General features: G+C 45.7%; 32 protein-coding genes. 12 read left to right on the top strand and 20 right to left on the bottom strand.

Annotation, left to right across the window (positions count from 1 at the left end):
• Nucleotides 1–52: 52 nt before the first annotated feature.
• The 3 genes from ACLSU7_RS01120 (at nucleotide 53) to ACLSU7_RS01110 (ending at nucleotide 3416) form a co-directional block, all read left to right on the top strand.
• On the top strand, nucleotides 53–1636 hold the full coding sequence (locus ACLSU7_RS01120; RefSeq protein WP_413293681.1) for an Rnase Y domain-containing protein: 1584 nt from the start codon (nucleotides 53–55) through the stop codon (nucleotides 1634–1636).
• A 170-nt stretch (nucleotides 1637–1806) separates the two neighbouring features.
• A complete protein-coding gene (locus ACLSU7_RS01115) occupies nucleotides 1807–2244 on the top strand; it encodes a response regulator (protein ID WP_142700529.1) in 438 nt (145 codons plus the stop codon).
• 143 nt (nucleotides 2245–2387) lie between these two features.
• On the top strand, nucleotides 2388–3416 hold the full coding sequence (locus ACLSU7_RS01110; RefSeq protein ID WP_413293680.1) for a hemolysin family protein: 1029 nt from the start codon (nucleotides 2388–2390) through the stop codon (nucleotides 3414–3416).
• On the opposite strand, the gene ACLSU7_RS01105 is transcribed toward ACLSU7_RS01110, so the two are convergent.
• Nucleotides 3413–3949: a hypothetical protein gene (locus ACLSU7_RS01105; protein WP_413293679.1), complete on the bottom strand. Its 537-nt coding sequence runs from the start codon at nucleotides 3947–3949 to the stop codon at nucleotides 3413–3415. The genes ACLSU7_RS01110 and ACLSU7_RS01105 overlap by 4 nt on opposite strands.
• A gap of 224 nt (nucleotides 3950–4173) precedes the next feature.
• Between ACLSU7_RS01105 and ACLSU7_RS01100 the strand changes: the two genes are divergently transcribed.
• Nucleotides 4174–4482 carry a hypothetical protein gene (locus tag ACLSU7_RS01100; RefSeq protein ID WP_413293678.1) on the top strand — a complete coding sequence of 103 codons (309 nt, stop codon included), beginning with the start codon at nucleotides 4174–4176 and terminating at the stop codon, nucleotides 4480–4482.
• Between the two features lie 220 nt (nucleotides 4483–4702).
• Nucleotides 4703–5596 (top strand): hypothetical protein, encoded by an 894-nt coding sequence (locus ACLSU7_RS01095; protein WP_413293677.1) that lies wholly within the window; start codon nucleotides 4703–4705, stop codon nucleotides 5594–5596.
• Nucleotides 5597–5681: 85 nt separating this feature from the next.
• Here ACLSU7_RS01095 and ACLSU7_RS01090 read toward each other — a convergent pair whose 3' ends face one another.
• The 3 genes from ACLSU7_RS01090 to mutM form a co-directional block, all read right to left on the bottom strand.
• On the bottom strand, nucleotides 5682–8135 hold the full coding sequence (locus tag ACLSU7_RS01090; protein ID WP_413293676.1) for an acyl-CoA dehydrogenase: 2454 nt from the start codon (nucleotides 8133–8135) through the stop codon (nucleotides 5682–5684).
• A 541-nt stretch (nucleotides 8136–8676) separates the two neighbouring features.
• Nucleotides 8677–8904 carry an acylneuraminate cytidylyltransferase gene (locus ACLSU7_RS01085; protein ID WP_413293675.1) on the bottom strand — a complete coding sequence of 76 codons (228 nt, stop codon included), beginning with the start codon at nucleotides 8902–8904 and terminating at the stop codon, nucleotides 8677–8679.
• A 123-nt stretch (nucleotides 8905–9027) separates the two neighbouring features.
• Nucleotides 9028–9846 (bottom strand): bifunctional DNA-formamidopyrimidine glycosylase/DNA-(apurinic or apyrimidinic site) lyase, encoded by an 819-nt coding sequence (gene mutM / locus ACLSU7_RS01080; RefSeq protein ID WP_413293674.1) that lies wholly within the window; start codon nucleotides 9844–9846, stop codon nucleotides 9028–9030.
• 74 nt (nucleotides 9847–9920) lie between these two features.
• On the opposite strand from mutM, the gene ACLSU7_RS01075 reads away from it, so the two are divergent.
• Nucleotides 9921–10298: an ASCH domain-containing protein gene (locus tag ACLSU7_RS01075; protein WP_413293673.1), complete on the top strand. Its 378-nt coding sequence runs from the start codon at nucleotides 9921–9923 to the stop codon at nucleotides 10296–10298.
• On the opposite strand, the gene ACLSU7_RS01070 is transcribed toward ACLSU7_RS01075, so the two are convergent.
• The 4 genes from ACLSU7_RS01070 to ACLSU7_RS01055 form a co-directional block, all read right to left on the bottom strand.
• A complete protein-coding gene (locus ACLSU7_RS01070) occupies nucleotides 10285–10683 on the bottom strand; it encodes a hypothetical protein (protein ID WP_413293672.1) in 399 nt (132 codons plus the stop codon). The genes ACLSU7_RS01075 and ACLSU7_RS01070 overlap by 14 nt on opposite strands.
• A 57-nt stretch (nucleotides 10684–10740) precedes the next feature.
• A complete protein-coding gene (locus ACLSU7_RS01065) occupies nucleotides 10741–10917 on the bottom strand; it encodes a hypothetical protein (protein ID WP_413293671.1) in 177 nt (58 codons plus the stop codon).
• 9 nt (nucleotides 10918–10926) lie between these two features.
• A complete protein-coding gene (locus ACLSU7_RS01060) occupies nucleotides 10927–11100 on the bottom strand; it encodes a hypothetical protein (RefSeq protein ID WP_413293670.1) in 174 nt (57 codons plus the stop codon).
• Nucleotides 11101–11254: 154 nt separating this feature from the next.
• Entirely contained in the window at nucleotides 11255–12763 is a 1509-nt protein-coding gene (locus ACLSU7_RS01055; RefSeq protein ID WP_413293669.1) for a methyl-accepting chemotaxis protein, read from the bottom strand.
• A 283-nt stretch (nucleotides 12764–13046) separates the two neighbouring features.
• Between ACLSU7_RS01055 and ACLSU7_RS01050 the strand changes: the two genes are divergently transcribed.
• Both ACLSU7_RS01050 and ACLSU7_RS01045 read left to right on the top strand, forming a co-directional pair.
• The gene (locus tag ACLSU7_RS01050; RefSeq protein WP_413293668.1) at nucleotides 13047–13865 is read left to right on the top strand and encodes a TIGR02147 family protein; all 819 of its coding nucleotides are present in this window, start codon (nucleotides 13047–13049) and stop codon (nucleotides 13863–13865) included.
• Nucleotides 13858–14703 (top strand): hypothetical protein, encoded by an 846-nt coding sequence (locus ACLSU7_RS01045; protein WP_413293667.1) that lies wholly within the window; start codon nucleotides 13858–13860, stop codon nucleotides 14701–14703. The genes ACLSU7_RS01050 and ACLSU7_RS01045 overlap by 8 nt, the downstream gene beginning before the upstream one ends.
• On the opposite strand, the gene ACLSU7_RS01040 is transcribed toward ACLSU7_RS01045, so the two are convergent.
• From ACLSU7_RS01040 to ACLSU7_RS01025, 4 genes are all read right to left on the bottom strand, one after another.
• Nucleotides 14700–15308: a hypothetical protein gene (locus ACLSU7_RS01040; RefSeq protein ID WP_413293666.1), complete on the bottom strand. Its 609-nt coding sequence runs from the start codon at nucleotides 15306–15308 to the stop codon at nucleotides 14700–14702. The two genes, ACLSU7_RS01045 and ACLSU7_RS01040, sit on opposite strands and share 4 nt — an antisense overlap.
• 42 nt (nucleotides 15309–15350) lie before the next feature.
• Nucleotides 15351–15581, bottom strand: a complete 231-nt coding sequence (locus tag ACLSU7_RS01035) for a hypothetical protein (RefSeq protein ID WP_413293665.1) — start codon at nucleotides 15579–15581, stop codon at nucleotides 15351–15353.
• A gap of 104 nt (nucleotides 15582–15685) precedes the next feature.
• Complete coding sequence (locus tag ACLSU7_RS01030) at nucleotides 15686–15883, bottom strand: hypothetical protein (RefSeq protein ID WP_413293664.1); 198 nt, start codon at nucleotides 15881–15883, stop codon at nucleotides 15686–15688.
• 227 nt (nucleotides 15884–16110) lie between these two features.
• Nucleotides 16111–16644: a hemerythrin domain-containing protein gene (locus tag ACLSU7_RS01025; protein ID WP_413293663.1), complete on the bottom strand. Its 534-nt coding sequence runs from the start codon at nucleotides 16642–16644 to the stop codon at nucleotides 16111–16113.
• 210 nt (nucleotides 16645–16854) lie between these two features.
• On the opposite strand from ACLSU7_RS01025, the gene ACLSU7_RS01020 reads away from it, so the two are divergent.
• On the top strand, nucleotides 16855–17463 hold the full coding sequence (locus ACLSU7_RS01020; RefSeq protein WP_413293662.1) for a ParB-like protein: 609 nt from the start codon (nucleotides 16855–16857) through the stop codon (nucleotides 17461–17463).
• 94 nt (nucleotides 17464–17557) lie between these two features.
• Here ACLSU7_RS01020 and ACLSU7_RS01015 read toward each other — a convergent pair whose 3' ends face one another.
• Nucleotides 17558–17899, bottom strand: coding sequence for a DUF6328 family protein (locus ACLSU7_RS01015; RefSeq protein WP_413293661.1), 342 nt, complete (start codon nucleotides 17897–17899; stop codon nucleotides 17558–17560).
• Nucleotides 17900–18050: 151 nt separating this feature from the next.
• On the opposite strand from ACLSU7_RS01015, the gene ACLSU7_RS01010 reads away from it, so the two are divergent.
• The gene (locus ACLSU7_RS01010) at nucleotides 18051–19169 is read left to right on the top strand and encodes a Gfo/Idh/MocA family protein (RefSeq protein WP_413293660.1); all 1119 of its coding nucleotides are present in this window, start codon (nucleotides 18051–18053) and stop codon (nucleotides 19167–19169) included.
• Between the two features lie 157 nt (nucleotides 19170–19326).
• Nucleotides 19327–19911 carry a hypothetical protein gene (locus ACLSU7_RS01005; protein WP_413293659.1) on the top strand — a complete coding sequence of 195 codons (585 nt, stop codon included), beginning with the start codon at nucleotides 19327–19329 and terminating at the stop codon, nucleotides 19909–19911.
• Between the two features lie 44 nt (nucleotides 19912–19955).
• Here the strand turns inward: ACLSU7_RS01005 and ACLSU7_RS01000 are convergent, their stop codons facing one another.
• The 4 genes from ACLSU7_RS01000 to ACLSU7_RS00985 all read right to left on the bottom strand — a co-directional run bounded on the left by ACLSU7_RS01000 (nucleotide 19956) and on the right by ACLSU7_RS00985 (nucleotide 22243).
• A complete protein-coding gene (locus ACLSU7_RS01000) occupies nucleotides 19956–20852 on the bottom strand; it encodes a manganese catalase family protein (RefSeq protein WP_413293658.1) in 897 nt (298 codons plus the stop codon).
• A gap of 161 nt (nucleotides 20853–21013) precedes the next feature.
• Nucleotides 21014–21364 carry a hypothetical protein gene (locus tag ACLSU7_RS00995; protein WP_413293657.1) on the bottom strand — a complete coding sequence of 117 codons (351 nt, stop codon included), beginning with the start codon at nucleotides 21362–21364 and terminating at the stop codon, nucleotides 21014–21016.
• Nucleotides 21365–21532: 168 nt separating this feature from the next.
• The gene (locus ACLSU7_RS00990) at nucleotides 21533–21829 is read right to left on the bottom strand and encodes a hypothetical protein (RefSeq protein ID WP_413293656.1); all 297 of its coding nucleotides are present in this window, start codon (nucleotides 21827–21829) and stop codon (nucleotides 21533–21535) included.
• A gap of 123 nt (nucleotides 21830–21952) precedes the next feature.
• A complete protein-coding gene (locus ACLSU7_RS00985; protein WP_413293655.1) occupies nucleotides 21953–22243 on the bottom strand; it encodes a hypothetical protein in 291 nt (96 codons plus the stop codon).
• Nucleotides 22244–22331: 88 nt separating this feature from the next.
• On the opposite strand from ACLSU7_RS00985, the gene ACLSU7_RS00980 reads away from it, so the two are divergent.
• The gene (locus ACLSU7_RS00980) at nucleotides 22332–22997 is read left to right on the top strand and encodes a JmjC domain-containing protein (protein WP_413293653.1); all 666 of its coding nucleotides are present in this window, start codon (nucleotides 22332–22334) and stop codon (nucleotides 22995–22997) included.
• Here ACLSU7_RS00980 and ACLSU7_RS00975 read toward each other — a convergent pair.
• The 3 genes from ACLSU7_RS00975 to ACLSU7_RS00965 all read right to left on the bottom strand — a co-directional run bounded on the left by ACLSU7_RS00975 (nucleotide 22975) and on the right by ACLSU7_RS00965 (nucleotide 24296).
• Nucleotides 22975–23502 (bottom strand): hemerythrin domain-containing protein, encoded by a 528-nt coding sequence (locus tag ACLSU7_RS00975; RefSeq protein ID WP_413293652.1) that lies wholly within the window; start codon nucleotides 23500–23502, stop codon nucleotides 22975–22977. The two genes, ACLSU7_RS00980 and ACLSU7_RS00975, sit on opposite strands and share 23 nt — an antisense overlap.
• A 71-nt stretch (nucleotides 23503–23573) precedes the next feature.
• A complete protein-coding gene (locus tag ACLSU7_RS00970; RefSeq protein WP_413293651.1) occupies nucleotides 23574–24089 on the bottom strand; it encodes a DUF4142 domain-containing protein in 516 nt (171 codons plus the stop codon).
• 15 nt (nucleotides 24090–24104) lie between these two features.
• The gene (locus tag ACLSU7_RS00965; RefSeq protein ID WP_413293650.1) at nucleotides 24105–24296 is read right to left on the bottom strand and encodes a hypothetical protein; all 192 of its coding nucleotides are present in this window, start codon (nucleotides 24294–24296) and stop codon (nucleotides 24105–24107) included.
• Nucleotides 24297–24334: the final 38 nt, after the last annotated feature.

The following is a 24334-nucleotide window of genomic DNA, read 5'->3' as shown; positions in this document are numbered from 1 at the left end:
AAATTTGCGTTATTTCCGGATGGGCAGTAAACTTAGAGGGTTAGGAGTATTTATGACTGCATTGATTGCTACAGCCCTGGTTGGAATTATCGCCGGTGGGATTTTGGGTTGGGCCTTGCACAAGTTGAATGTGAAACGCACACTTCGTCTGGCGCGTGAAGACGCCCAGGAAATTGTCGATGAAGCGAAGGAAGCGATCGAGCTGAAAGAGCTTGAGCAAAAAGAGCGCATTCAAGAAATCGAAATGGAAATGTGGACCAAAGTGGAACCTGACATGCTCAAGTCCGAAGGTCGCATTGAAGATTTGCAAGAGGTCGCAAACGAAAAGAAAGCCAAAGCGGATTCCATCGTTCAAGAAGAGAAAAAGAAACTTCAGGAACGCGAAGCCGATATAAAAGCCCAAGAACAAGTTTTACGTGGCCAAGAAGCCGAACTTGCGAAAATCAAGGATGCTCAAAAAGCCTTGAATAGTGAGTTCATACAAAAACTCACGGCGAAACTGGGGACGTCGGCGGAAGATTTCAAAACTGAACTCAAAGCAAAAATGGAAGACGAAGCTGTTCGCCGTGCGGCCCGCTTGGCACAGGAACACGAAGAAGATGCGAAGGAGCATGCGGAGACCCGCGCGAAACGCATCCTTGCTTTGGTGATCGACCGTTTTGCACGACCTTACTGCGCTGAGCGCGGCATTGGCGCTGTGAATTTCCCGGATGCTCACGTTCGCAAATTGTTTGTGGATCCTGCGGGCGCAAATATCAAAGCCGTTCAAGAAAGCTGCGGTTGCGATATCATCGTCGAGCAAGACATGGAAATGGTTGGCGTGGCCGGATTCGACCCTGTTCGTCGCGAACTGACTCGCAGAACCTTAGAAAGAATCTTTAAAGAAAAGAAAAGCATCACTCCTGAGTTCATCAAAAAAATTGCTGAGAATCAGAAGAAAGAACTTTTCAAGAACATCAAACACGATGGCGACTCCATGGCGAAAGAGCTTAAGCTTGAAGGCCTTAACGCTGAAGTTCGACAGATGATGGGTTCTTTGCGCTATCGTTACTCCTTTACGCAAAACCAATACTTCCACTGCGGTGAAGTGGGTTGGCTTGCAGGATTGATGGCGGCAGAACTGGGACTTGATATCAAGAAAGCTCGTCGCGTGGGTATGCTACATGACATCGGCAAATCCATGGACCACGTAATGGAAGGCGGACACGCCGTGATCGGTGCTGACTTTATCGCAGCCCGTGGTGAGGCGCCTGACGTCGTTCACGCCGTTAAAGCCCATCACTTTGATGAACAACCTTCGACGGATCATGCTTTCCTGGTTATCGCAGCCGACGCCGTTTCTGGTGCGCGCCCGGGCGCTCGTCGCTCGACGATCGAGTCGTACAATCAAAAAGTTTCTGAACTTCAAGACATCGCTCGAAGCTTTCCTGGAGTCACAGACTGTTTTGTACTGAGTGGTGGCCGCGAGTGCCGCGTGCTTGTGAACGGTAAAAAAATCGACGACCTTCACGCTTTAGATCTGTCTAAAAAAATTGCAGCTAAGATTGAAGAAGAGTGCAATTACCCTGGGCAAATCAAAGTTGTTGTGGTCCGCGAAACCGTGGTGAGCGAGCAAACGCGCAAAGAACTTGCGTAATTACTCAGCGTTTAATTCACGTTTCATTAGCCTTTAGACTGTCGAAACACGAGCGCAGTATGTGTTTCGACAGACCTTTTATTAAGATCCCGTCAGACAATCTCTTTTAGAAGATTCTCCGTTTTACATCGGTTCAAATGATCAAAGTAAGACAATTACAGGAGAGTTTTATGGTGCTAGATACCAGTTCATCGACATCACTAGAAAAGCAACGCATCCCTCGAGTTCTTGTCATCGACGACAGCTTAGACTCGGTAAAGTTGATGTCACACATTTTAGATCACTATAAATGCGACGTTACCATGGCATTCGACGGTCAGGATGCAATCCCCCTGCTTGCGAGCAAACCCTATGACTTAGTGGTGTTGGATTGGCAAATGCCACAAATGGGTGGTCGCGACACACTTTTGTTAATGGATCGACTTCTAACTGAGAAAAAGGTCAATAAGATTAAAAAGACCATTCCCGTTGTGATTTATACAGGCCACAGCGAGGAAGAGCTGGATCTGCCTTTGGTGCGCAACTTTTCATATTTGGGCTTCATTAACAAACGTCAGGCATTTAGCTCCATGATGCGCTCATTTAACTTTATCCTCAAAAGTATCTAACTAACAGAATCTTGTTACATGGCGCCCGAATACATCTTTGATTCGGGCCTTTTTTTTGTTACTGTGAGCACCTATGAATCCTGACCCCTTACCCAAATTTCTATTAGCCTCCCCTTTTACAACAATCAAACAAGGCAGCGACTGTGACTGAGTTCTTAGTCGTTATCATCTGTCTTGCCATCAATATGCTGTTATCAGGCGCTGAAATGGCCTTTGTAACAGTCCGAAAAGTCCAATTACAAAAGCTTGGAAACGATGCTCGAGCGCGCCTTTTATTAAAGTTGAAAGCCAGCCCTGAACGTACACTATCGGTCATTCAGATTGGTATTACTGTCGTGGGAGCTGTGGCTGCCGCGGTCGGTGGAGCGGGGGCTGAAGAAGCTCTATCGCCTTTGTATATAGAACACTTCAAGGTTTCCCCGAGCACGGCTGATGCCTTATCCATCGTCACAGTGGTTTTGCCTTTGTCTTACTTAAGCGTCGTGGTGGGCGAATTGGTACCAAAGACTTTGGCCTTACGAAAATCTTTGCTGATTTCCCTGTGGTCGGCCCGGGCTCTTTATTACGGTGAAAAAGTGCTTTCGCCTTTCGTATCCATTCTGGAAAAATCCACGCATATGATTTTGAAGGTCTTTTCGTTGGGCCAAACTCATGATCATAACCATGGTGAGCACGACTTTGAACTCGAAGATCTGCCACACCAAACGAAGCAATACATTATGAACTTAGTGAGCGCTGACAAGTTGCTCGCTCGGGACATCATGGTGCCCTGGAGTGAAGTGGTTTTCGTTCGTAAAGACGACGCCATTGAGGATGTGGAAACGATTATCGTGAATTCGGGTCATACCCGCATCCCCGTCATGCACGATAACGAAATCATCGGTTTGATTAACTCCAAAGAATTCTTTACGGCCCTTAAATATAAAAATCTTGATTGGCAGACGCTGATCCGCCCCGTTCTTAAGTTTAAAGCTTTTGAGCCGGTGTTTCGTATTCTATTGCAAATGCAGCAGCAGAACTCGCACATGGCAATCATCTATGAGCGTGCGAATTTAAATGGCCTGGTGACCATGGAAAATATCTTTGAAGAAATCATCGGAGATATTTTTGACGAAGATGATGATGGCTTTGTGAAAAAGATTTTGGCAGCGAAGTCTCGCCGCCGCCCTTAGAACTCGAGGTTATCCACTTGGATGGGCAGACCAAAAATCTGCTCTTCCTTAGCAGGGCCTTCCAAAGCATCGCCGACCACTTCGATTTTTCCGTTCATGGTTCCGGCGATATCTTCAGCAAACGCGATCCCGCCGCAAAGCATGGCGCAATCCGTGCCGACATAAGTGTACTGATGGCTTGCTGACTTTTTGATAGTCAGCCAATCTCCCATACCCAATGCTAGCAACTCGTCACCGACGACGCTGCACTTATACTCCCCGCCTTTCAGAATTTTATCACGGATAGAAACGCGAATTTCCCGAATGCGGAAGTCCTTTTTCGGGTTGGACCAAAGGAAACTAAGATTTCCAAGGTTGATGTACTTGGGTTTAATGTTGTCTTGCTCTTGACCATCGTTCCAGGCCTTACAGCTTTTTGAGGTGGAAGGCACAGCCCAAATATTTTGATTTGCGGTGATTTGCAGCTCTGCTTGCGCGAACACTGAAGACAATAGCAATCCCACAAAGATGGTCCCACCTTTTAATCCAAACACAGTAACCTCCGATGAAGTTCAATATTAGAAGAGCTCTCCTCACTCAGCTATCCACCTTGGTAAAATACAATAACTGGCGACTATGTTTTAGACAGCCTCAGCAAATTCCACAACGTTTCCTTTGATTCCCTAGGAAAGCTGCCTTCCTTACCGGATTTTGCCCTCGATTTCCGAGAACCATGATATCCAAAGTGCACTTTTAGATTTTATAGGAGATTCCTATCATGAAGACACTTGCAGCCATGTTATTTCTAGTACCCACTTTGGCGTTCGCTTCAAAGGAGAATGATTTAAAAATCTTTGAATCTGTCTCCAATAAACTTCTGACAGAAGATGTTCAGACAGTGGTTGCTGAAGATGTAAATCCGCGCGGCCCTTGCCGTCCTGACGGTGCGTCTTTCATGGTGCACATGCAAGTTCGCCATGTCGTTTGGGATGATATACTTGAGAAGAATGTTAACAAGTGGATCACGGTTAAAACCGTGAATGTTAACAGATCAACAGGCGAAGTTATTCAAAACTGCAAAGATTAGTATGTCGTGTTCTGCGCAAAAACCATTGCCCCTTCCATTCCAAAGATGAATGGAGAGATCAAGACGTTTCATTACACCGGTTGATGGTCTATGAACACAACGGTACCAGAACTTGCGACTCACTATGAGAACCTGCATGTCTGGTTATTTTGCCTCCTTAATTTATAGCCGAGAATAAAAGAAGATTTATTGTCGGCTATTTTTTTGCCGGAGGACGAGCTTGAGTCGAACTTACAAACTAAAGAAAATATTTTGGGCCCTGGGGGCTGCCATCACTGTCGTCTCTTTTAATAACTGCGGTGAGGGGTTTACGACTCTAAGTTCTATGGCTCCTCCCTCTGGGGGTAGCTTCGAATTCTCGACTGCAGATGGCTCTACATGCGAGCAAGCTCTCGTTAAAGTTTACGCCAATACTTTTCATCCCTTTCTTAATCAGAGCTGTGGTGGTTGCCATCTTGCTGGCGGAATAGGAAATGGTGTATTCGGCAGTAAAGAAGTGCTGACTTCCTACAACGCTTTTGTATCAAAGGGTGCAGCACTTGTTTCAGCTAATGCCGTTAATCCGAATCACCAACCGCCTTACACGGGGCCTGCAAACCAGGCACGAGTCGATGAAATCAATCAGTACTGGGGTGCTGCTCAAGATAAATACGCTCAGTGCGTAGCGGATGCAGGACCTGTGGTGCAACCAAGTCCGACCGTGACACCGATGCCGACGGCGACTGTTAGTTCTACTCCGACAGTTACTCCCTCACCGTCGCCTTCAGTGACACCCTCTCCAACAGCGACGCCGTCCCCTACACCCACGGTGACACCGACACCAACACCGACGCCGACTGTGACACCAACACCGTCACCGACTCCGGCGACGGTGACGTTCACTCAGTTAGCTTCCTCAGGAGGCGTTTTTGCGACAAGTTGTTTTGCCTGCCACAAAGCTGGTAGCGCTTCTGCGGGATTGGATTTAACCAACTATTCCCAAGCGAAAGCAGCAGCTTCGAAAATAAAGTCGCGCATGAATAACTCAAGCAAGCCGATGCCTACAAGTGGTTTACTGCCACAGGCACAACGAACTTTGGTAGACAACTGGATCGCTGCGGGAACTCCGCAATAGGAGATATTAAAAACAAAACCCCGGCTCATCACCGGGGTTTTGTTTTTGGTGCTAGGCACCTTTTGCTTCACACTCTGCGTCCTTACTAAGGGATCACTTTGTTAGCGTGGTATTGCTCTTCGTTGTAGTCATCAACCAGGATCGCGTCGTAGCGGACTTGGTCTGCTTCTTTCAGAAGTTTTGCTTCTTCGGAAGTGATGATGTTTTTGTTCAGAGCTTCATCAACCAATGTGTTTGTCTTCTGTTTAGGAAGAGCTTTGTCACGGATGGCTTTTTTGATTTTCTTTTCAGCAGCTTCTGCTCTTAAAGAAACAGAGAAAGCGTAATCCAAACGGCCTACAGCTTGATCGCGTTCTTTAGGAAGGTAAATACCTTGAGTCAAACGATCACGGATACCGCCTTCTTTCATCATTTCTGACGCGATAGCGTGAGTCCAACCGTCAGAGGCTTGAGAACCGATGGAGTTGATACGTGACCAAGCACCGATCCAGCCTTTAAAGAACCAACGAGCACCTGGGATCTTCAAGTTATCAAAGATACCATCGAAACCTTTTTGGATTTCAACCATACACATTTTTAGGTTGTAGTGAGCAAATGCCAAGTCTTCTTCTTTACGACCTTCAGCTTCAAAGCGGCGAAGGATCGCTGTTGCGATATACATGTGAGCCAAGATATCTGCGAAACGTCCTGTGATTTTCTCTTTCATTTTCAAAGAACCACCGAGTACACCCATCGCCACGTCAGATAGTAATGCGAATGTAGCAGAAGCCCAAGACATACGACGGAAGTAGACTTTCATTTGTGGATGGCAGTCTGGCGTCGCAGCCAAGTAACCGCGAGAGCATGACAACAAGATCGCACGGCACGTGTTACGTACGATGTGACCAATGTGACCGAAGAATGCACGGTCGAAACCTTTCAAATCATTAGCTTCGTATGCCTTTACCTCCGCGTAAGCGAAAGGATGGGCACGAAGCGCACCTTGACCAAAGATGATCAATGTACGAGTCATGATGTTTGCACCCTCAACCGTGATACCGATTGGTGTAGCGATATAAATTTCAGCAAGCACGTTACGGGGACCTAGAGAGATACCAGCTCCACCCATGATATCCATAGCATCGATGATCACTTTACGACCCATTTCAGTCGCATAGTATTTTTGCATCGCTGTGATAACGCCTGGCTTGATACCTTTATCCAAAGCACCCAAGCAATATCTTCTCATCGCTTCCAAAGCATAAGTCGAAGCGCCGATACGAGCTAGAGGCTCTTCAACACCTTCGAATTTACCGATTGAAACACCGAACTGACGACGAACTACTGCGTGTGCAGAAGTTACGCGCATCGCAAGCTTCGTACCACCTGTTGCTTGAGCTGGAAGAGAGATACCGCGACCCGCAGCCAGACACTCCATCAACATCATCCAACCGCGGCCTGCACCTGCAAGACCACCAACGATCGCGTCTTCAGCCACAACCACAACGTCTTTACCTTGTGTTGGACAGTTATAGAACGGAGTACCCAATGGATCATGACGACGACCCAAAACAACGCCTGGCGTGTTAGAAGGGATCAAACCGCAAGTGATACCAAGGTCCTCACCTTTACCCAAAAGATTTTCAGGGTCACGAAGACGGAACGCCAAACCGATAACAGAAGAGATCGCAGCTAACGTGATCCAACGTTTATTCCAGTTTAGTTTAATTTTGATTTTGCCATCAGTGTCTTTGAAAAGAACGCCTGAAGAAGTGATCGCACCGGCATCAGAACCTGCATTTGGTTCCGTCAAACCGAAGCAAGGAATTTCCAAGCCATCAGCCAAACGAGGCAACCAGTGTTTTTTCTGTGCATCCGTACCGTAGTGAGCCAGAAGCTCTGCCGGACCCAATGAGTTCGGAACCATTACTTGGATCGCTACTGCCAAAGAGCGCGAAGAAAGTTTCATGATAACTTCAGAGTGGCAAAGTGCCGAGAAGCCAAGACCACCGTACTCTTTAGGAACGATCATACCCAAGAATTTTTCTTTCTTGATGTAATCCCAGATAGCTGGAGGAATTTCTTTAGTTTTATAGATTTCCCAGTGGTCGATCATTTTACAAAGAGTCTCAACCGGGCCTTCAACGAAAGCTTTCTCTTCCGCCGTCAAATCCGGATAAGATTCTTTCATCAAGTTAGAGAAATTAGGTTTACCAGAGAAAAGATCTTTCTCGACCCAAACCACACCGGCATCAAGCGCCGCTTTCTCAGTATCAGAAATTTTAGGAAGGAATTGAAACTTCTTAAAGATCGCAAACACACCTGAAGTAACAAGTGCTGTACGAATCGGCGGCACGTTGAAGATAACTGCCAAAACAGCACCCACAACAAACAACCACATCGGAGCCGCAAAGCCCACCATGATTGCCGCAATCAAGATCGTCCAAACGATCAAAGGACTTCCAAAGAAGCCAACAAACAACAGCGCCACAATCGAGCCCAAAACCCAAGCCCAAGTGCAGCACTCTAAGAAATACCCATAAACGCTGATTGAATCCACGATGATTCTCCTTATTAATGCTTACCCCATTAATTAGACTCCTCAATCGTGCACTACGCAAGCGCGATCCCACATTTACCCAACAAATACGAGGGCTTAAGTACTGTCAAAACTAGAGCCCCAATCCTAATTCCAAGAATCCCTCATCCACCCCAACCCAAAGAAAAACCGGCAAAAACCTCCCCATCCCAAGCGGGGCAAGGGCGCAGCCCAACGGGGGCAAGGGGCTGAAAGCCCCACCAGCAGCGGCGCTAAGTCGCCAAAGGCGACAGCCAGCCAGAAACCAGCGGCGCCCGCAGGGCCAGCCAAAAAACAATCACAAAGCTCATAGAAACGCCCCAGAACAAGAGGGCTGATCAAAAAGGTCCAGATGCAAGGCGGAGCGGGCCGCCCGCAGCGCAGGCGTACTCAAGGTACGTCGGAGCGAGGACGGCCCGCTCCAACGCAGTCAGATGGGCCTTTTTCATCAGCCCGTCTCGAAGGCAAAAAAAAAGCCACCCGAAGGTGGCTTTTTGTACTAACTAAATTAGCAAAAAACTAGTTAGTGAGTTTCGCCTGCAGGAGCTGCTGGAGAAGCTGCAGGAGTTGCAGTTGCATCAGCCGCTGGAGTAGCAGTAGCGTCAGCTGCTGGAGCTGCAGTACCATCAGCTGGAGCTGTAGTAGTTGTAGTCTCAGTTGTAGTTGTTGTTTCAGCTGGTTGGTTTTTAGAGCAAGTGAAACCAGTTGTGAAAGAAAGTGCTAGCAAAGCTGCGATAACGATAGCTTTCATTGTTGTGTCCCTTCGTAAATAATTACAGACTTCCCGAAATTGGTTGGTCTGTGTTTTTTGTTAATCTCGACTAAGGGCTAAGTTATACAAATTTATAATACCTTAGCAATAAAATTTTAAAAATTATTTCTGGCAATGTCCGCACCAAAAAGTATTTCGACCGCCCATCACTTTTGATTTTATCTGTTGCTTGCACACAACACAGGGCTGCCCCGCGCGGTCATACACTTTGAACGTGTTTTGAAAGTACCCGCTTTCGCCTGAAGTTTGGGCAAAATCACTGATGGATGAACCACCCTTTTTTATGCTCTCCGCAAGGATGCGACGGATCTCTTTCACGAGTAAATTTGCTCTCTCAAGAGAGAGTTTTTTCGCTGGTAAAGTCGGTTTAATTTTCGCCGCAAAAAGGGCTTCACTGGCGTAGATGTTCCCCACCCCCACCACCACTTTTTGGTCCATGATAGCGACCTTTAAAGCAATCTGTTTATTGCGCAAACTCTGCCACAACGATTCGCCCGAAAATTCAGCACTGAGCGGTTCCGGCCCTAAAATCTTCAACCTTGGATGCGCAGCAACATCATCTGCGGCCACAAAGTCAAAAATCCCAAACCGGCGCGGATCGCGGTAAGCCAACCGCAGCCCACCTGAAAAGTGCAAATAAATGTGATCATGCAAACGCTCATCACCTTCTTCTGCCACTCGCCAAGTTCCCGTCATACCCAGATGTGAAAGCATTCCGCCCTTGTCGGTCCAAATTAAAAGATACTTTGCACGGCGCTCGACTCGGCGAACCTTCTGGCCAATCAGAGTTTTCAATTTTTTAAGCGGAATCGGATCGCGCAAATCAGGGCGCTTCAGTTCAATGTCTAAAAGAGTCGGCTCTTTTTTTAGAATCTGTTCAAGCCCTTTACGGACGACTTCGACCTCTGGCAATTCAGGCATATGGGTACCTCGGTGATTTTAGATTTTCTATCACTGCTTGCATTCATTCACCAACCCAAATAGCGTCTTACTCAATGAAATACAACGCCCTTTCCATCGTTTGGCCCAACGGAAGCAAGATTGCGTCTGGCGAAAAAAAATTAGAGATCCGATCTTGGACTCCCCCTGCCGACTTTGATTTCGATGGCGACCTTCTCATCGTTGAAAATCACAACTTTTTGCGCAAAGAAGACGAGATCGATCCCGCGGGTAAACCCGTCGCATTAGTTAAAATTAAAAATGTTCGTCCCTTTATGGCGGGCGATTTACTGGATGCTTGTTGGGATAAATGGGAGCCAGGCTTGTTCGCCTGGGAAGTAACTGATGTTCGCCCGATTAAATCTAACAAAGTCGTTGTTGCCGCGAGAAAGATATATGAAGTTGATGTCGATTTATCCTCTAGTCAGCCCTGAATCTCTCCAGAGTTGGAATCGGAGTTAGGGGCTTCATCACAAAGTGATAGTTTTCATCCATACGGTGAACCATCACCATGTAATTGCCTTCTTGCTCGAGATCAGTGTGGCCAGTGTCATCTATGTGCAAAACAAATGGAATGCCCTTGTTCGACAAATCAAAAGCCGGAGTAATTTCCGCCGGTAATTTCGCCGGAGTATGATCGCGCCGATAATATCCGTCTTTGTCTGGGCCTTTCCAGCCTCCGACGAAAATATTTGAAGTGGTTTTTATGTAGTAGGGTAATTTCGGATAATATGGAATCTGCGGATAGTGCAGGTACCATCCAAATACAGCCCCTGTGACAAATGTAACTAGAAACACGCTGACAGTTTTCTTCGTCATAGACTTCAGCGTGACACACTAAACACTTTTTTGTCACACGCAAATGGACACGTCCAGCTATTTTGCCAGATCTTTTCTGGAGCGTTCGTCCACTTGCTTACCTGTGGTATCAGCAGTTCCGGAGCGTTTTACTTTTTCTCCCGAGGAATCGAATTTATCAATGCCGTTGTCGCCTTGATCTTCGCCAATGAGACGATCTGTGCCAGCTGGTTTGTTGTTTTGTCCACTGCCCATAATTCCTCCTTATTTTTCTTCACGAACGCCTTTGAATTTTTCACCATCGGATTTCTGATCCATGAAGCGCCCGGTATTAAGATCTCTTTTGACGTATCTGCCGGTTTGAGGATTTAATACTTGAGATCTATTTCGGACGGCTCCATTTCGATGATTGTCGCCAGAGGGTTTGTTGGTAGCCATGGGAACCTCCTTATATGACTATTATAATCAATAGCCCTCTTCCTGGCCCAAAGATGTGGATTCACACATTCGGCGACACTTTCGATGAGCTTCAAAAAGCAAAAAGCCTGTTCACTACTGAACAGGCCTTGAAATAAAATAAAAAAACTATTATTTAAACCGCCATTTGCTGATCAGAGGCTTGGATCACATCTGTTTTTAAACCCGTCAACGACGCCAGATTTTCAATAGTGGACGTCAATCCTTGCGTTGATTCGTTTAATCTCGCCGCCGCCTCAGAGATTGCTTCTGATGAAGCCGCATTCGACTGAGTCACTTGGTCCAACTGATTCATCGCTTGAGTGATTTGCGAAACTCCCGTGCTTTGTTCGTTGCTCGCTGTGGAAATTTCATTGTTCAAGCCCGCAACCTTGGTCACGGAACTTACGATTTTTTGCAGGGCTTCCGCACTTGTTTCCGCAACGTTTTTACCTGCTTCCACCTGATCGACGCTTTCAGAGATCAGACCCGAAATTTCTTTGGCAGAAGCAGCACTTCGTTGTGCGAGGGCGCGAACGGCTTCAGCCACAACGGCAAACCCTTTACCCTGCTCTCCTGCACGTGCAGCTTCGACGGCTGCATTCAGTGCCAACAAATTGGTTTGGAATGCAATATCGTCGATGACAGAAATAATATCTTCAATCTTTTTAGAGGAGCTTACGATCGCAGCCATGGCATTCATCAGGTTTTGAATCTCACGAGAACCTTCTTCTGCCGTGCTTTTCGAAGTTTGTGACAACGTTGAAGCCGACAATGCATTTTCAGCATTCATTTTAACCATGCTGGAAAGCTCTTCTAAAGACGCTACTGTTTCTTCCAAGGACGCTGCCGACTCAGTGGATGCGGCAGATAAATTCGCACTGGAGCTGCTCAAACTTGCAACAGATTCGCGAATTTGCACATAGGACTTTGTTAAAGATTCCGCTTGAGTACGGATACCCTCACGAAGAGCGCGTGACGACAACAACATTGAAATTGATAACACCACGATAAGCCCCGCCACACTGTATAGCGCGAACGTTGAGTAGCGAAGCGCTTCTTCAACACGTGCAAAAGTACGGGCTTCCATCATTTTCAAAAACTGTTGTATAGGTTCGCCAATGGATGCAGCGGCTTTATGATAGAAGTCATCATGCATAAGTTTTCTTGCTAAATCTAAATCGGGCTCTTTTTGCACGGTGAATTTACCGCTTTCATCAGCAAACAACCCCTTCACGGCATTCATGGCGATCGTTTCTTGTTTTGCCAGGTCGTTCGAGCGTTTTTCTGCCTCTGTTAACAAAGCAAATTCTTGATCTGTAAAACCCGCTTGGTGCATTAATTCTTTCAATGCAATTTTACGACCATCAGGACGAGCTTTTTCACCATTACGAATCGCGATGATATCAAAATACTCTGTTTCAAATTTAGGATCTTTGGTCACCACGAAGGTACGAGCCGTGCGAGTCAGATCGTAAGAGCTTTGTTGCAACTCCCCCGCAAGCTTCATAGATACGAACTTGTTATCATGAGCTTTATTAAGTTCAGATTTGTAGTGAAACGAAATCGCGATTGCCACGTATAATGCAATGACGGAAGTAACTGATAAAATATTAAAAAGTCGGACCTTGGCAAAAATGTTCACGTTTCCTCCCGAGAAACACGGATAATTTTCGGAATTTAAATCGGAGTTATAAGCAAGCCTTAGAGTCTAGAACTGGGCTCCACGGCCGAGCGATACTTTAAACCGAACGGAATGCAATTAAGAGCCTTCCTTGTTCATCTCTTTACAGAAAATTGGACTAATAAATAAAAGTTTATTTCTACGAACCACATCGTCAGCAGAACGCCGGCGTAGACAGTTGTAAACGCGAGGATGCGTTGCGAAAGTTGACGAGAACGATCGTTTTGCATTGGAATCTTTCTTTATGTCTTGCTATGCAAATGAGATGAATTACCGAGATATTCTAAAATATGAGCTCGAAACCCGAATGGCTGAAAATTCGCAGTATTCTTTGCGCGCGTTCGCGCAGCTGCTGAAGACCTCAGCCTCCATGCTGTCTTTAATTCTTAACGGAAAAAGAAATCTGTCTGCGAAAAAAGCCTTCGAAGTTTGCCGCGTGCTGAAGTTTGATACGAGAAAAACGGATTATTTTATTACGCTGGTTCAGCTGGAAGGGGCACGCTCCCCGGAATCCATTCTTAAACTCCAGGAAAAAGTGGAACAACTTCGTCCCAAGTCAGCGCCCGTAAATCTCGAGCTAGACGTTTTCAAACTGATTTCCGACTGGCATCATTATCCCATCATCGAAATGACCCGCACCACGCTTCCAACTCCGACCACAGAAAGTGTCGCAAAATACCTGGGAGTTTCCACGAAAACAGCTGAAGAAGCAATTGAAAGACTTCAGCGTCTGGAACTTTTGCGACAAGACGAGAGCGGAAAACTTTACCCCTGTAAAAGCCGCATAATGTCTTCGTCCAGTCGACCGAATCTGGCATTAAGAAACTTCCACCGGCAAATGCTGAATAAAGCGAGCCTCTCCTTGGAAACTCAAAGTCCTCAGGAAAAGTTTATTGGCTCAGAAACTTTCGCTTTCAACGCAGAAAACCTGGTGAAAGCATCTGAAATAATCGAAGACTGCTTCTCAAAGATCGTTCGACTGGCCTCCACCAGTAAAGAAAGACAGCACGTTTATCACCTTGGAATTCAAATGTTCCGTATAACGAGAGATTTTAATGAATAAATTATTTGTTACCTTGTTTGTTGTATTAATTAGCATCACTTCATTTGCCGGCCCCGGTGGCGACGATGAGTCTTCTGGCACTCGCAATGGAGGCAATGTCATCGCTTCGGAATTTTTCGATAAGGGCATGGAGATTCTGAAACAGCTTCAGGTGCGAAGCCCCTTGACGATTAACAATCAGAATATTGATATTGCGCAAATACGCACCGTCTTTTCAGAAACATTTCTGGTAATTGTCGAGCGTGATCTGATACTCAACGGATCCCTTGTGAATGCGATCAATTATCCAAAATTGAATCGTATCGATATTAGCGCGCGGAGCTGGGAGCGGATGGACACCTCACAACAGCGACGATTGGTTATCCATGAAATTCTAGGCGTCGCCGGAATTAAAGACCCTCAGTACGCCACCTCCTACGAACTTCTAAAGGCCGCGTTTGTCGGCATCAACTGGGACAGGGGCTACCGTCCTGAATGTCAGGGAGAAAGAACGCTGGACCGTGATCAATCTTTACGACTGCTTACCTCTCTGCGCACGTTGATACCAAAAATACCCGCATCGTTTTCTTTACGCCCCTTTACATGCGTCGTGGGAGTGGATCTAGGTAATCTGCGCTATTCCAGTTGTGGTCTGACCCTGGAACGACATGACGACAGAGACAGCCGCCTGATAGCTGCCCTGGAAAACGCCGGCGTCGCAAAATATGTCGGCCGAGACAACGTGACTGAAAATTACGAAGTGTTCGGCTTAAGCTGCAGCGAGACCACCCAACTGAAAAATCTTCGCTGCAAGTTGAACGCTTATTGGAAAAAGGATTGTCCTGTCAATAATCCTTAATGCAGCTGTCCCACGAAAAGCTTGATGGAATAAATCAGGCTTTCCTCTTTTTTAAACTCCGTCAGCAAACCGATTTTATCAAGGAGTGGCTGAATCGTAAGCCAGACTTTTTTGATACGAGCTTCGTTGCGCTGACCGCGAGCCCTGCCCGCTTCGGCGATAATGTACCACAGCCCGTGTTGAACAAAGAGTTTTTCGGCATCCGTGATCTGCGCCCGTTTTTCAATTTCATTACTGAGATAAGTAAAAAAATCCAAAGGCTGCCAAGTTGCAAAGCGAGAGGGTGGCTTTTCCGGAATCACCTTTTCAACCTTTGGAATTATCAGGGATGCTGGTTCAACCTCATAGACGAAACACCGAACGATACGCCAAAAATTATCGTCACCCTCCTTAAATGATTCAAAAAACTTTAGCCCACGGGTTTGGTTTTTTAATTGCAGCCAGGCCGTGCGCAGCTGCATGGGAGAGTCCCTGCGATCCAAATCGCAAAGCGCCTGTGTTTTGAAATAGCCTAACGCGGAAATAATATCGAGCTGAAATCCGCGCGGCATTTCCGTTTTCTTAGCATGCTCGATAAGTCTTTCAAAGCAAGCGTGTGGTTGCATAACCTTCTCCGATACAAAGACGTACAAATTCGGAATAAAGAATTAATAGAAATAAGTTTCAAGACAGTTTCCTGACTCATCCAGAATTAAGAACTTTAATTGACGCCACTTTTGAATAAGGCCGATGAGAGAAATCCGCGCAAGATTTATGTCATCCACAATCTCTGCCGGATGCATGGTGATGTGCTTGAGTTTAAGAGGCAGTTGCTCTCGTAAACGATCAGAATGAGAGAGGAACTCCCCTGGCACTTTCGGTGAAAAGATGTAAATCATAGAAACCCCAACGGCTGACGTCTGAATTATGATTTACATATTATTTACATATCGGTCAAGAGGGGAGATTGACCTAGACCAGGAGGGTCAATCTCCCCGCGCCCCTATCTACTATTTTGGCCTTGGCGAGAACTTTCTTCGCCACCAGAACGGCCGCCGGAACCCCCTTGGCCCCCTGAACGCTCACTTCCTCCTGTAGAAGAAGAGTTTCTGTTTTGACCGCCACCCTGCTGAGACTGATCGCCTCGTTGGCCACCCATACCTTCATTGCTAGATGGTTTATTACTTTGATTGTTGTCCATAAAATCCTCCTTTAAGGTTTATGATTTTCCTTTCGGAAAATTGATTATTTCGCCTTCCGACGAATTCGTACCTAGTATTGGGCGAAACAAGCTCAAAGATTTTTACATCTAGTTAAAGTTGTAGAGAGACATTGTGTTGGTCACCACAAGAAGGGCTGATTCAGCAATGGGAGAAAGCTTCAGCAATGAGAAAATAAAAAAGGCACTCGGAAGAGTACCTTTTTTATTTAGTGCTTCGTGTTTTCAGAATTCTTATCAGGAATGATGTTGTCATCCCCCGCCGCCAGATACTTGAGCTTCAATTTTAAAAACTCATTACCGATGCGACTGCGCTCTTCTGATTTTAATTCTTTCTTACATTCAGGAAGCATGTCTTCTTCTTCCTCTTCGATGTGATGCTCCACAAGCTCTGCTAATACTTTAATGCGCGCAGATTTAAGATCAGAATCCGTCGTACGCTTGATTTCCTCAACCAATTGATCTGCGAGTTGATGTTCGACGTCGCCTTCAAAGCCGTCTTCGCGCAACTCTTCGTTTTTTTTCATTGAGACATAAAGAGTTTCTTCTTCGGGTTTGGCGTGGGCGATCAATGTGGGAGCGAATTCTTTAAAAGCCGCGAATCTTTCTTCTTCCGGTTTATCAGAATCTTTCATGACCTTGATCAAGGCTTTCAAAGCTTTGTGATCTTCATAGATCAGATTAACGATATCGGCTTCTTGTTCAATTTTTTTCGCTTGTGATTTTTCTACGTTGTTTTGCATATATCACTCCTATGACGCAGGGATGGTGCAATTGAAATGCCAGTGCTATCATTTGATTTTCGTTACGAAGACCGAGTCCAGGGGAAAACTTCCCCACGTGACTTGTGGAGAAAATCCCCACTCATCGCAGGTGTAATTGGGCACAGATAAGAACGCTGCATTGCGAGCCGCCGTGAAAATTCCTAGTCTCTTTTCCAAAAAGGCGGCCACATGAAGACAACAATCCAGATTCTGAAACTTCGCCCAACACAAATGGCCCTGGGAATGGAAGAAGTTTCCAGCAAAATAAAAAAACTAAAACGTCTGACTCCAGAAAAACTCCAAAAAGAATTACGAAGTAATCCCATCACCACTGTCAAAGCTCCGAACGGACACTATTATGTAGTCGATGGCCATCATCGCCTTTTTTCCTATTGGTCTTTGGGAATTAAAAAAATTCCGATTGAGGTGATTAAAGTTTTTGGTAAGACAGTTGGTTTTGAAAGCTTCTGGAAGCAGATGTTACAACATCACTGGGCTCATCCCTTTGATCTATCCGGGAGCGGGCCCCAGAATCCTCTTTATTTATCTCAAAATATTCGGGGATTAGAGAATGATCCCTATCGCAGTCTTGCGTGGCTGGTCCGCGCTCATAAGGGCTATAAAAAAACCGAAGTGACCTTCGCAGACTTTAAGTGGGCGCAATATTTCAGAAAGCATAAAATCATAGAGCCAAATTTTGAAGTAAACTATCAAAAGCATCTCCCCCGCGCTTTACAATTGGCCCAAGGGAAGGGCGCCAAAAAACTACCTGGTTATATTGGCAAAAAATCAGAATGATTTTCCCGCTCGCTTGATTAACAGTGGATAGCCAAAATAGAAAACTTGTTGCCACGCAAACTATAGGAACTATTCTTTGTGACGATCGTTCCAATCAAAAAGAAACAATCGTGCAGCCCAGGATCAAGGGCAAGAGTAAAATCTTAATGCACAGGTTTGAGTAGGTGACAAAGTGTCGCGTGACGATGTGCGGAACCGCAATCCGGTGATATGCCACAGGAGCAATTGCAAATACTGTCGCCACTGCCGTAAACCCCAACGCCAGCCAATGAAGTAACTGCAATTGTGAAGTGAGCGCCGTTTCAAAGCGATCATTGAAAACCGCCACCAACTGAAATCCAAAAAGCGCCTGTATACCAGGCAAAATCATCCGTGTTTCGCTCTCGATGTGCTGCACTTCTTCCTTAAGGTCTTCATTTTGAATTTCCGTTTTCATGCAGACCATTCTGCATGGAGTATTGGTGTAGACGTTATGACAAGTTAGAAAATTTGATTTACGGCACACTTGCCTTAAGTTTCAACCACGAGAATTAATTGCTGGTTAAAATCATCCTTTGAACCGGCACACGCCGAATGAAAGGACGAGAATGAAGACAAAACCGAACAAGAAAATACGCTATGCCGTCGTAGGCCTGGGACACATCGCTCAAGTCGCAGTCTTGCCTGCTTTTAAGAACGCAAAATCAAACTCAGAACTCGTGGCACTGGTTTCGGGCGACAAAAAGAAACTGACGAAACTCGGCAAACAATACAAAGTGACCAATCTTTTTTCTTATAAGGATTACGACGGGCTTTTGCAAAGCGGCTTGATTGACGCCGTTTACATTTGCACACCCAATACAGAACATCGAGACTTAGCCGTTAAAGCAGCGCAATCAGGTATTCACGTTTTAGTGGAAAAACCCTTAGCAACAACAGAGGCAGATTGCTTAGCGATGATAAAAGCGACAGAAAGCACCAAAACCAAATTGATGGTGGCCTATCGGCTGCATTTTGAAAAAGCCAATCTGACAGCCATTGATCTTATTAAAAAAGGAAAAATTGGCGAACCACGAATTTTTAATTCGACCTTTACTTATCAGATCACCGATCGCGAAAACATTCGCCTGATGCCGGAAACAGGCGGTGGTCCTTTATTCGATATTGGCACATATTGTATCAATGCCTCCCGTTATCTTTTCGGGGAAGAGCCTGAGGAAGTATTTGCAATGACCGCGTCCCATCCGCAAGATGACAGATTTAAAGAAGTCGAGGAAATGGCCGCCGTAACTTTGCGCTTTCCGAAACAGAAAATCGCAAATTTCATCGTAAGTTTCGGAACAGAAGCATCCGCGAACTTTGATGTCTTTGGAACCAAGGGCTGCCTGTGTCTTGAGAATGCCTACGAATACAAAGAAGACATGACCATGACTGTCACTGTAAAAGACAAAGATAAAGTCAGAGAGTTTAAAAAGAAAGACCAATTTGCTGCAGAGTTAGTCTATTTCAGTGACTGTGTCTTAAAAAATAAAAATCCTGAACCTTCCGCAACAGAAGGGCTGAATGACGTTAAAATCGTCAACGCTATTTTTAAATCGGCACAGACTGGAAGAGTTGTCAGCCTTAAGCAGACCCGAAAAACCATACGCGCCCACAAAGGACAAACGATCAATCGCCCTGCTCACCGAAAACCAAAAACTGTGCATGTGGAAAGTCCTCATAATTAATCAAACGCAAACGAGCCGCGCGTCGCTGCGGCTCGTTTCTATCAATATCGGTTTATAATAATTTTACTAAGTTAATAGTCTGTACTTTTCAAAACTTACATCGTGACGCCGGCGAGTTCTTTGCCTAGCGTTTGTATTCACAACGGGGGAATTCGTCATGAATATTTATGATTTTATCACTGCACAACACAATCATGTTTTACAAAAAATCGATTTGATCCGCAGCCTGCACGTGGCCGATAAAATCAGTCGCGATATTTTCGTGAAAGATCTTTATCAAAGCCTGGAAAACTTATTCCACACGGAGCAGATTTCGTTTTATCCACCGCTTTTGGAGTCAAAACAGTACGGCGACATCACCGAGACAGCACTGATGCAACAAAGAAATATTTTAAACAGCATTCAGATGATTCCACATCTATCACAAGAGGAGTTCATGCAGACCTTATTGAGAACTCTGGCAATCCTGAACGCATACAGTTCAAATGAACAGTTGTTTCTGTTTACGGTCTTACGCAATCAATTGGCGCCGGATGTCTCGCTAAGACTGGGCACCTTCGCGATTCAATTTCATGCGGAGCTTACGATGGGTAAAGACTTGCAAACGGCCTATGAGGTGTGCAGTCATCTGATGCCATCACCATTCTCAACCCGATCACGGGGTCACATTAAAGCAATGGCGACACAACTAAGCCAATGCCGACCATCCAATCAAAGCAATCAAGCAAGACAAACTTTGTAAATAGGTCGGCGGGAAGCCCCAACGCTTCCCGCCTCTGACCAAACTCAATGAATTGATTTCGTCGTACCCGCAGAACCATCTTTTTTCGCACCCAGATCTGCACCTGTGGTTGGGTCACCTGGTTTAGTTGCGGTTCTTTTTGCGACATTCATGGCAAGGCCTTCTTCCTCGGGTGACAGGGTCACTGAAGCAGTCCCGTCTCCGCCATCGACCGCTTGCATTTCTTTATAGTCCTCAACGAATTCCCACTGATCGCCTTCATTCCAAGGTCCACGGCCATTGCCCGGTCCTTGCGATAAATCGTAATATTTATCGGTGAATTCTGGAGAGCCAGGTGCTTTGCCTGGAGGGAAATTTTCTTTGATGGCATAAAGAGCTTTTTCGAAAGCTTTTTGATGGGCCACTTCCCGGGTCATCAGGAACTTCAATGCATCCTTAATACCAGGGTCGTCTGTCACGTTGATTAAACGTTCATAGACGATTTTTGCACGAGCTTCGGCAGCAATATTCGATCGAAGATCTGCCGTGGGCTCCGTGATCGAATCCACGTAAGCAGCTGTCCAAGGAACACCGGCCGAGTTCACCAGGGCCGCTCCTCCTCCGTACAACAAACTCGTCGTTTGGCTTTCGCCACCTTGATTCAATTCACGCAAAAGCTCGCCCTCTTCCAGGCCTTCCGCGACCTTGGCTTTAACACCTGCATTCAGCATACAAACAATGCTGCCAATAACTTCCAGGTGCGATAACTCTTCGGTCGCGATATCCATCAACATGTCTTTTCGTTGCGGATCCAAATCTGCGAGACCTTGTGTGAAATAGCGCATTGCTGCTGCCAATTCTCCCTGGGGCCCGCCGAACTGCTCTAACATCATTCCCGCTAACACGGGATTTGGTTCTGAGACTCTCACAGTATACATCAGTCTCTTATTGTGCATGTACATCTTAACCTCCTTGAACAATCAGTCTTCCACTGTTCAGCTATGGCAAGGTTCTCTCTGCAACAACGCACTTAAAAGTCTATAAATTCCGTAAATGATTTTAAACAATCTCTAGCGGGCCAAAGGATTTACGACCTAAGTTCTTCCTTAGGTCGCAGAAGTTTTTATCTGCCGCCGGAACCCGATGATCCAGTGGAAGAACCGCCGCCACTGCTGTTACCGCTGCTGGTGCCAGTGCCGGTTCCAGTGCCCATGCCGGAGCCTGTGTTTGTTCCCCTGTTCGTAGTGCCTCGTTGCTGATCGCGAGTGCCGTTACGATAGTTCACGTCATCCTGACTCTCATTCGCAGCTCTGTTGCGACTGGAATCCCAATTTTTATCTGTTGTTGTATTCATTCGACTGGTTCCTGTCGTTGTTTGCTGTTGCTCGCTTGTACGATATTGGGAATTATCCGCAGCGATCGCAGCGCCCGTGACTGCAACAGCCATGACATAAATAAAGACTACTTTTTTCATAGAACCTCCCAGTTCAGTGTGATCAAATAGTCTATGAACTAAGAGGTCTCTCACAGACCGGATTACCGCATCCTTTTGAAAAACACTTGTGCAAAATTCAACATACATGTTCAAAATAAAGAAGGACGGTGTTAACCACCGTCCTTCTGTGTTTTCAGTGCTAAATGACTATCTTCTTAAAGTGTTGTTATCCACCGTGGATTCATCTTCCATGGCTCTGCGACCGAAATCGTTAAGATCCAGATTATTAGACGGTCGTGACACACGTGGGTTCGTTGGCATCGCCGACACATCGTCGCGGGCCCATGGATTCGCGGAATTTGGATGACGAGTGTTTAGGTTTTCTGAATTAGTTCTAGGCGCAGCAGGATACGGTTTATTCTTACTTTTGCTATAGTCCGCGGCCATTGACGTGCTCGTAGCCATGACGAAAATCGATGTGAGGACAAGACCTTTCAGTTTCATAGTTGCTCCTTTTATTAGCTCCTTCATGGTCTATGAAATACTGTGCTTTGAGCAGCCGGATCTTGTTTTAATTTTCAAAAAACAAGTTATCACGACTCCGGCTGCCAAACGTCACGGGTCTTTTTACTCGTTTTCAGAGCGACGATTTTTATCCATATCGTTATTCGTGCCGCCTCCGCCGGAAGGCGTTCCGGTATTTACACCGCGCTCAATATCCGGACGATCTGTAGACTGAGTTGACTTTTTACCTTTTTTGACCGCTTTATGAGAGGTCCCAGTCTTTTCTGTGGGCATCTGATTTTCATAAGTATTCGAAGACGGGTTGTCTCTTTTCGAGTTTTCTTTTTCTGTCCCCTGATTTGCAAAAACGGAACTTCCCAGCAACATAACCGCCAGCATCACTAACTTTTTCATATACTCTCCTTGGTTGAAAAGTCTTTAAGACTCTTAATACTTTGCCGTTTATTTTTTTGATAAATAAGTCTGCTAAGGAACTTATCTTGTGAATCTATTTTCAAATATGCTTTCGCCACTCTCCATCGAAGACTTCACCCAAAAGATTCTGTTTAAGGAACCTTTTGCAGCCCCTGAAAAAGCCACAGAAATTCGCAACATTTTTAATTGGAATGTTGCGACTGAAATTATCCAGTCTCGGTATGGCAAAAGTTTTTTTGCCAAGAATGGAAAAGTCTCTGAAGAACCCGCGCCCTTGTGCATGGATCGATTTTATCGCGGTATTACTGAAGGAAAAACCTTAGTCATCCCCCATGCCGAAAATGCACACAGCACCTTTGCTGCCCTGGCTCACCAATTCACCCAGTACTACCCTCGCCCTGTCGACGTGGAGCTCTATCTGACTCCTGAAGGCAATGAAGGTCTAGACTGGCACTATGATTACGAGGACGTTTTCGTTTTACAAAGTTCCGGCGTAAAAGAATTCATCCTTCGGAAAAATAGTTTTTGGCCCAAAGCCGCCGACCGTCAGATCTCACAGCAAACTCTGTGGCCGCAAGAAAAGTTTACTGGTGAGATACGCTGCACGCTACAGGCTGGTGACTGGCTTTATATTCCCGCTGGCTATTGGCACAAAGCCAGAGCCCTGACGAAGTCCTACCATGTCTCCGTCGGGCTGCTGTTTGATCACTCTAAGAATGATGCGATTTTCTAAAGTTATCGGAAAATCTTGGTGGCATCATGTTCGCAATCATATCCCAAGTAGTACCCATCAATCCTTCTTCACGGATTTCAGGTTTTAGCTTTTGAAATGCATCCCCCATCATTTGTGCTTCCTCTGCAGTAAAACTATTGCGGGCTTTTTCAAACATATGTCCTTCTTCCTCAGAAATATGATGCGAGAGCGCATCTTTCAGTTTTTGCGCCGTCCCCCGCCAGGACATATTCGTCTTGTCTTGCACCTGAAGCATTCTTAGCAGGGTTTCAGCTTCCATGTGCTCTTTATACGCGTGCATTGCCATGTCTTTGGCACTGTCCACAGTGCGCAGCGAATTGTAGAAAACAGATTCTTCTGCTCTAGAGTGGGGGATCAGATCATCGCGAATTTGTTGAACCAGACGTTTGCGACCCTCGCTATCATCGTCCTGTAAGCTTAATAGTTCGTTCAACAAGCCCTTTACTTTATCATGATCTGCTTTCAAAAGTTCATAAATAGCCATCTTAAACCTCCTACCCGCCACCCTAAAGACGTCTCATTTACTTTTCAATTGGGCCTGCTAGGAAACAATTTTTATTGCAGTTCATTTTGAATGGTCTTGGCATCATTCAAATGATTTTGCACATGCGCGCGCGTCTCCTGAAGATAGGATTTTAAGGCCGGGTTCCTGGCTTCCGGAATAAGTTTTGTATCTAGCTTATCCAAAAGCTCCTGATGCATGGCTACTTGAGTCCCCATGTACGCTTTATCAAAATCGTTTTCTTTCGCTTTTTTCAAGCCCTTCATTTTCTCTTTGGTATCTGCTTTCAGTTTTTTCTCATCGTCACTGGATGACATTTTAATTTTTTCATCTTTGGAAAGCGTTTTCACCTTCTCGCCATTTTCCGTGTGTTCTTTCACCATTTTTTCGGCGAATGTTTTAACGGAGGGGTTTTTTGAATTCTTCACTGCAAGCTTTGCCGCATCAACTTCACCGCTGTTGGCGGTTTTCATCAATTGAGTTATTTGTGCGTCTTCCAAAGCGAAACAATTGATCGTAAATAGTAGAACTGAAACGACTGCAATCACTGATATGTGGTAATTTCTCATTGGTTCCTCCCAGAACTATTCACCTTGATTTTGATCCTTATTTTGGTTGCTGTTCTTTTCCGAGGATTCGGAATTTTTTTGCGTACTGGTGCTGTTGCTGTTGTTGTTACGGCTGGAGTTTTGAGAGCTATCGGACCAAGTTCTCCCGACCGTGCCACTGCGTCCCTGACTTGATGATCCTGTATTTCTATTGTTTTGCTGACCCATTAAGCACTCCTTTTGTGTACTTCATAATCCAAGATGGA

Origin of the sequence: Bdellovibrio sp. HCB185ZH (assembly GCF_047302455.1) — a bacterium.
Lineage (GTDB): Bacteria > Bdellovibrionota > Bdellovibrionia > Bdellovibrionales > Bdellovibrionaceae > Bdellovibrio.
Note: the sequence above shows the minus strand (reverse complement) of the source record. Positions and strands in the feature narration are given on the sequence as shown.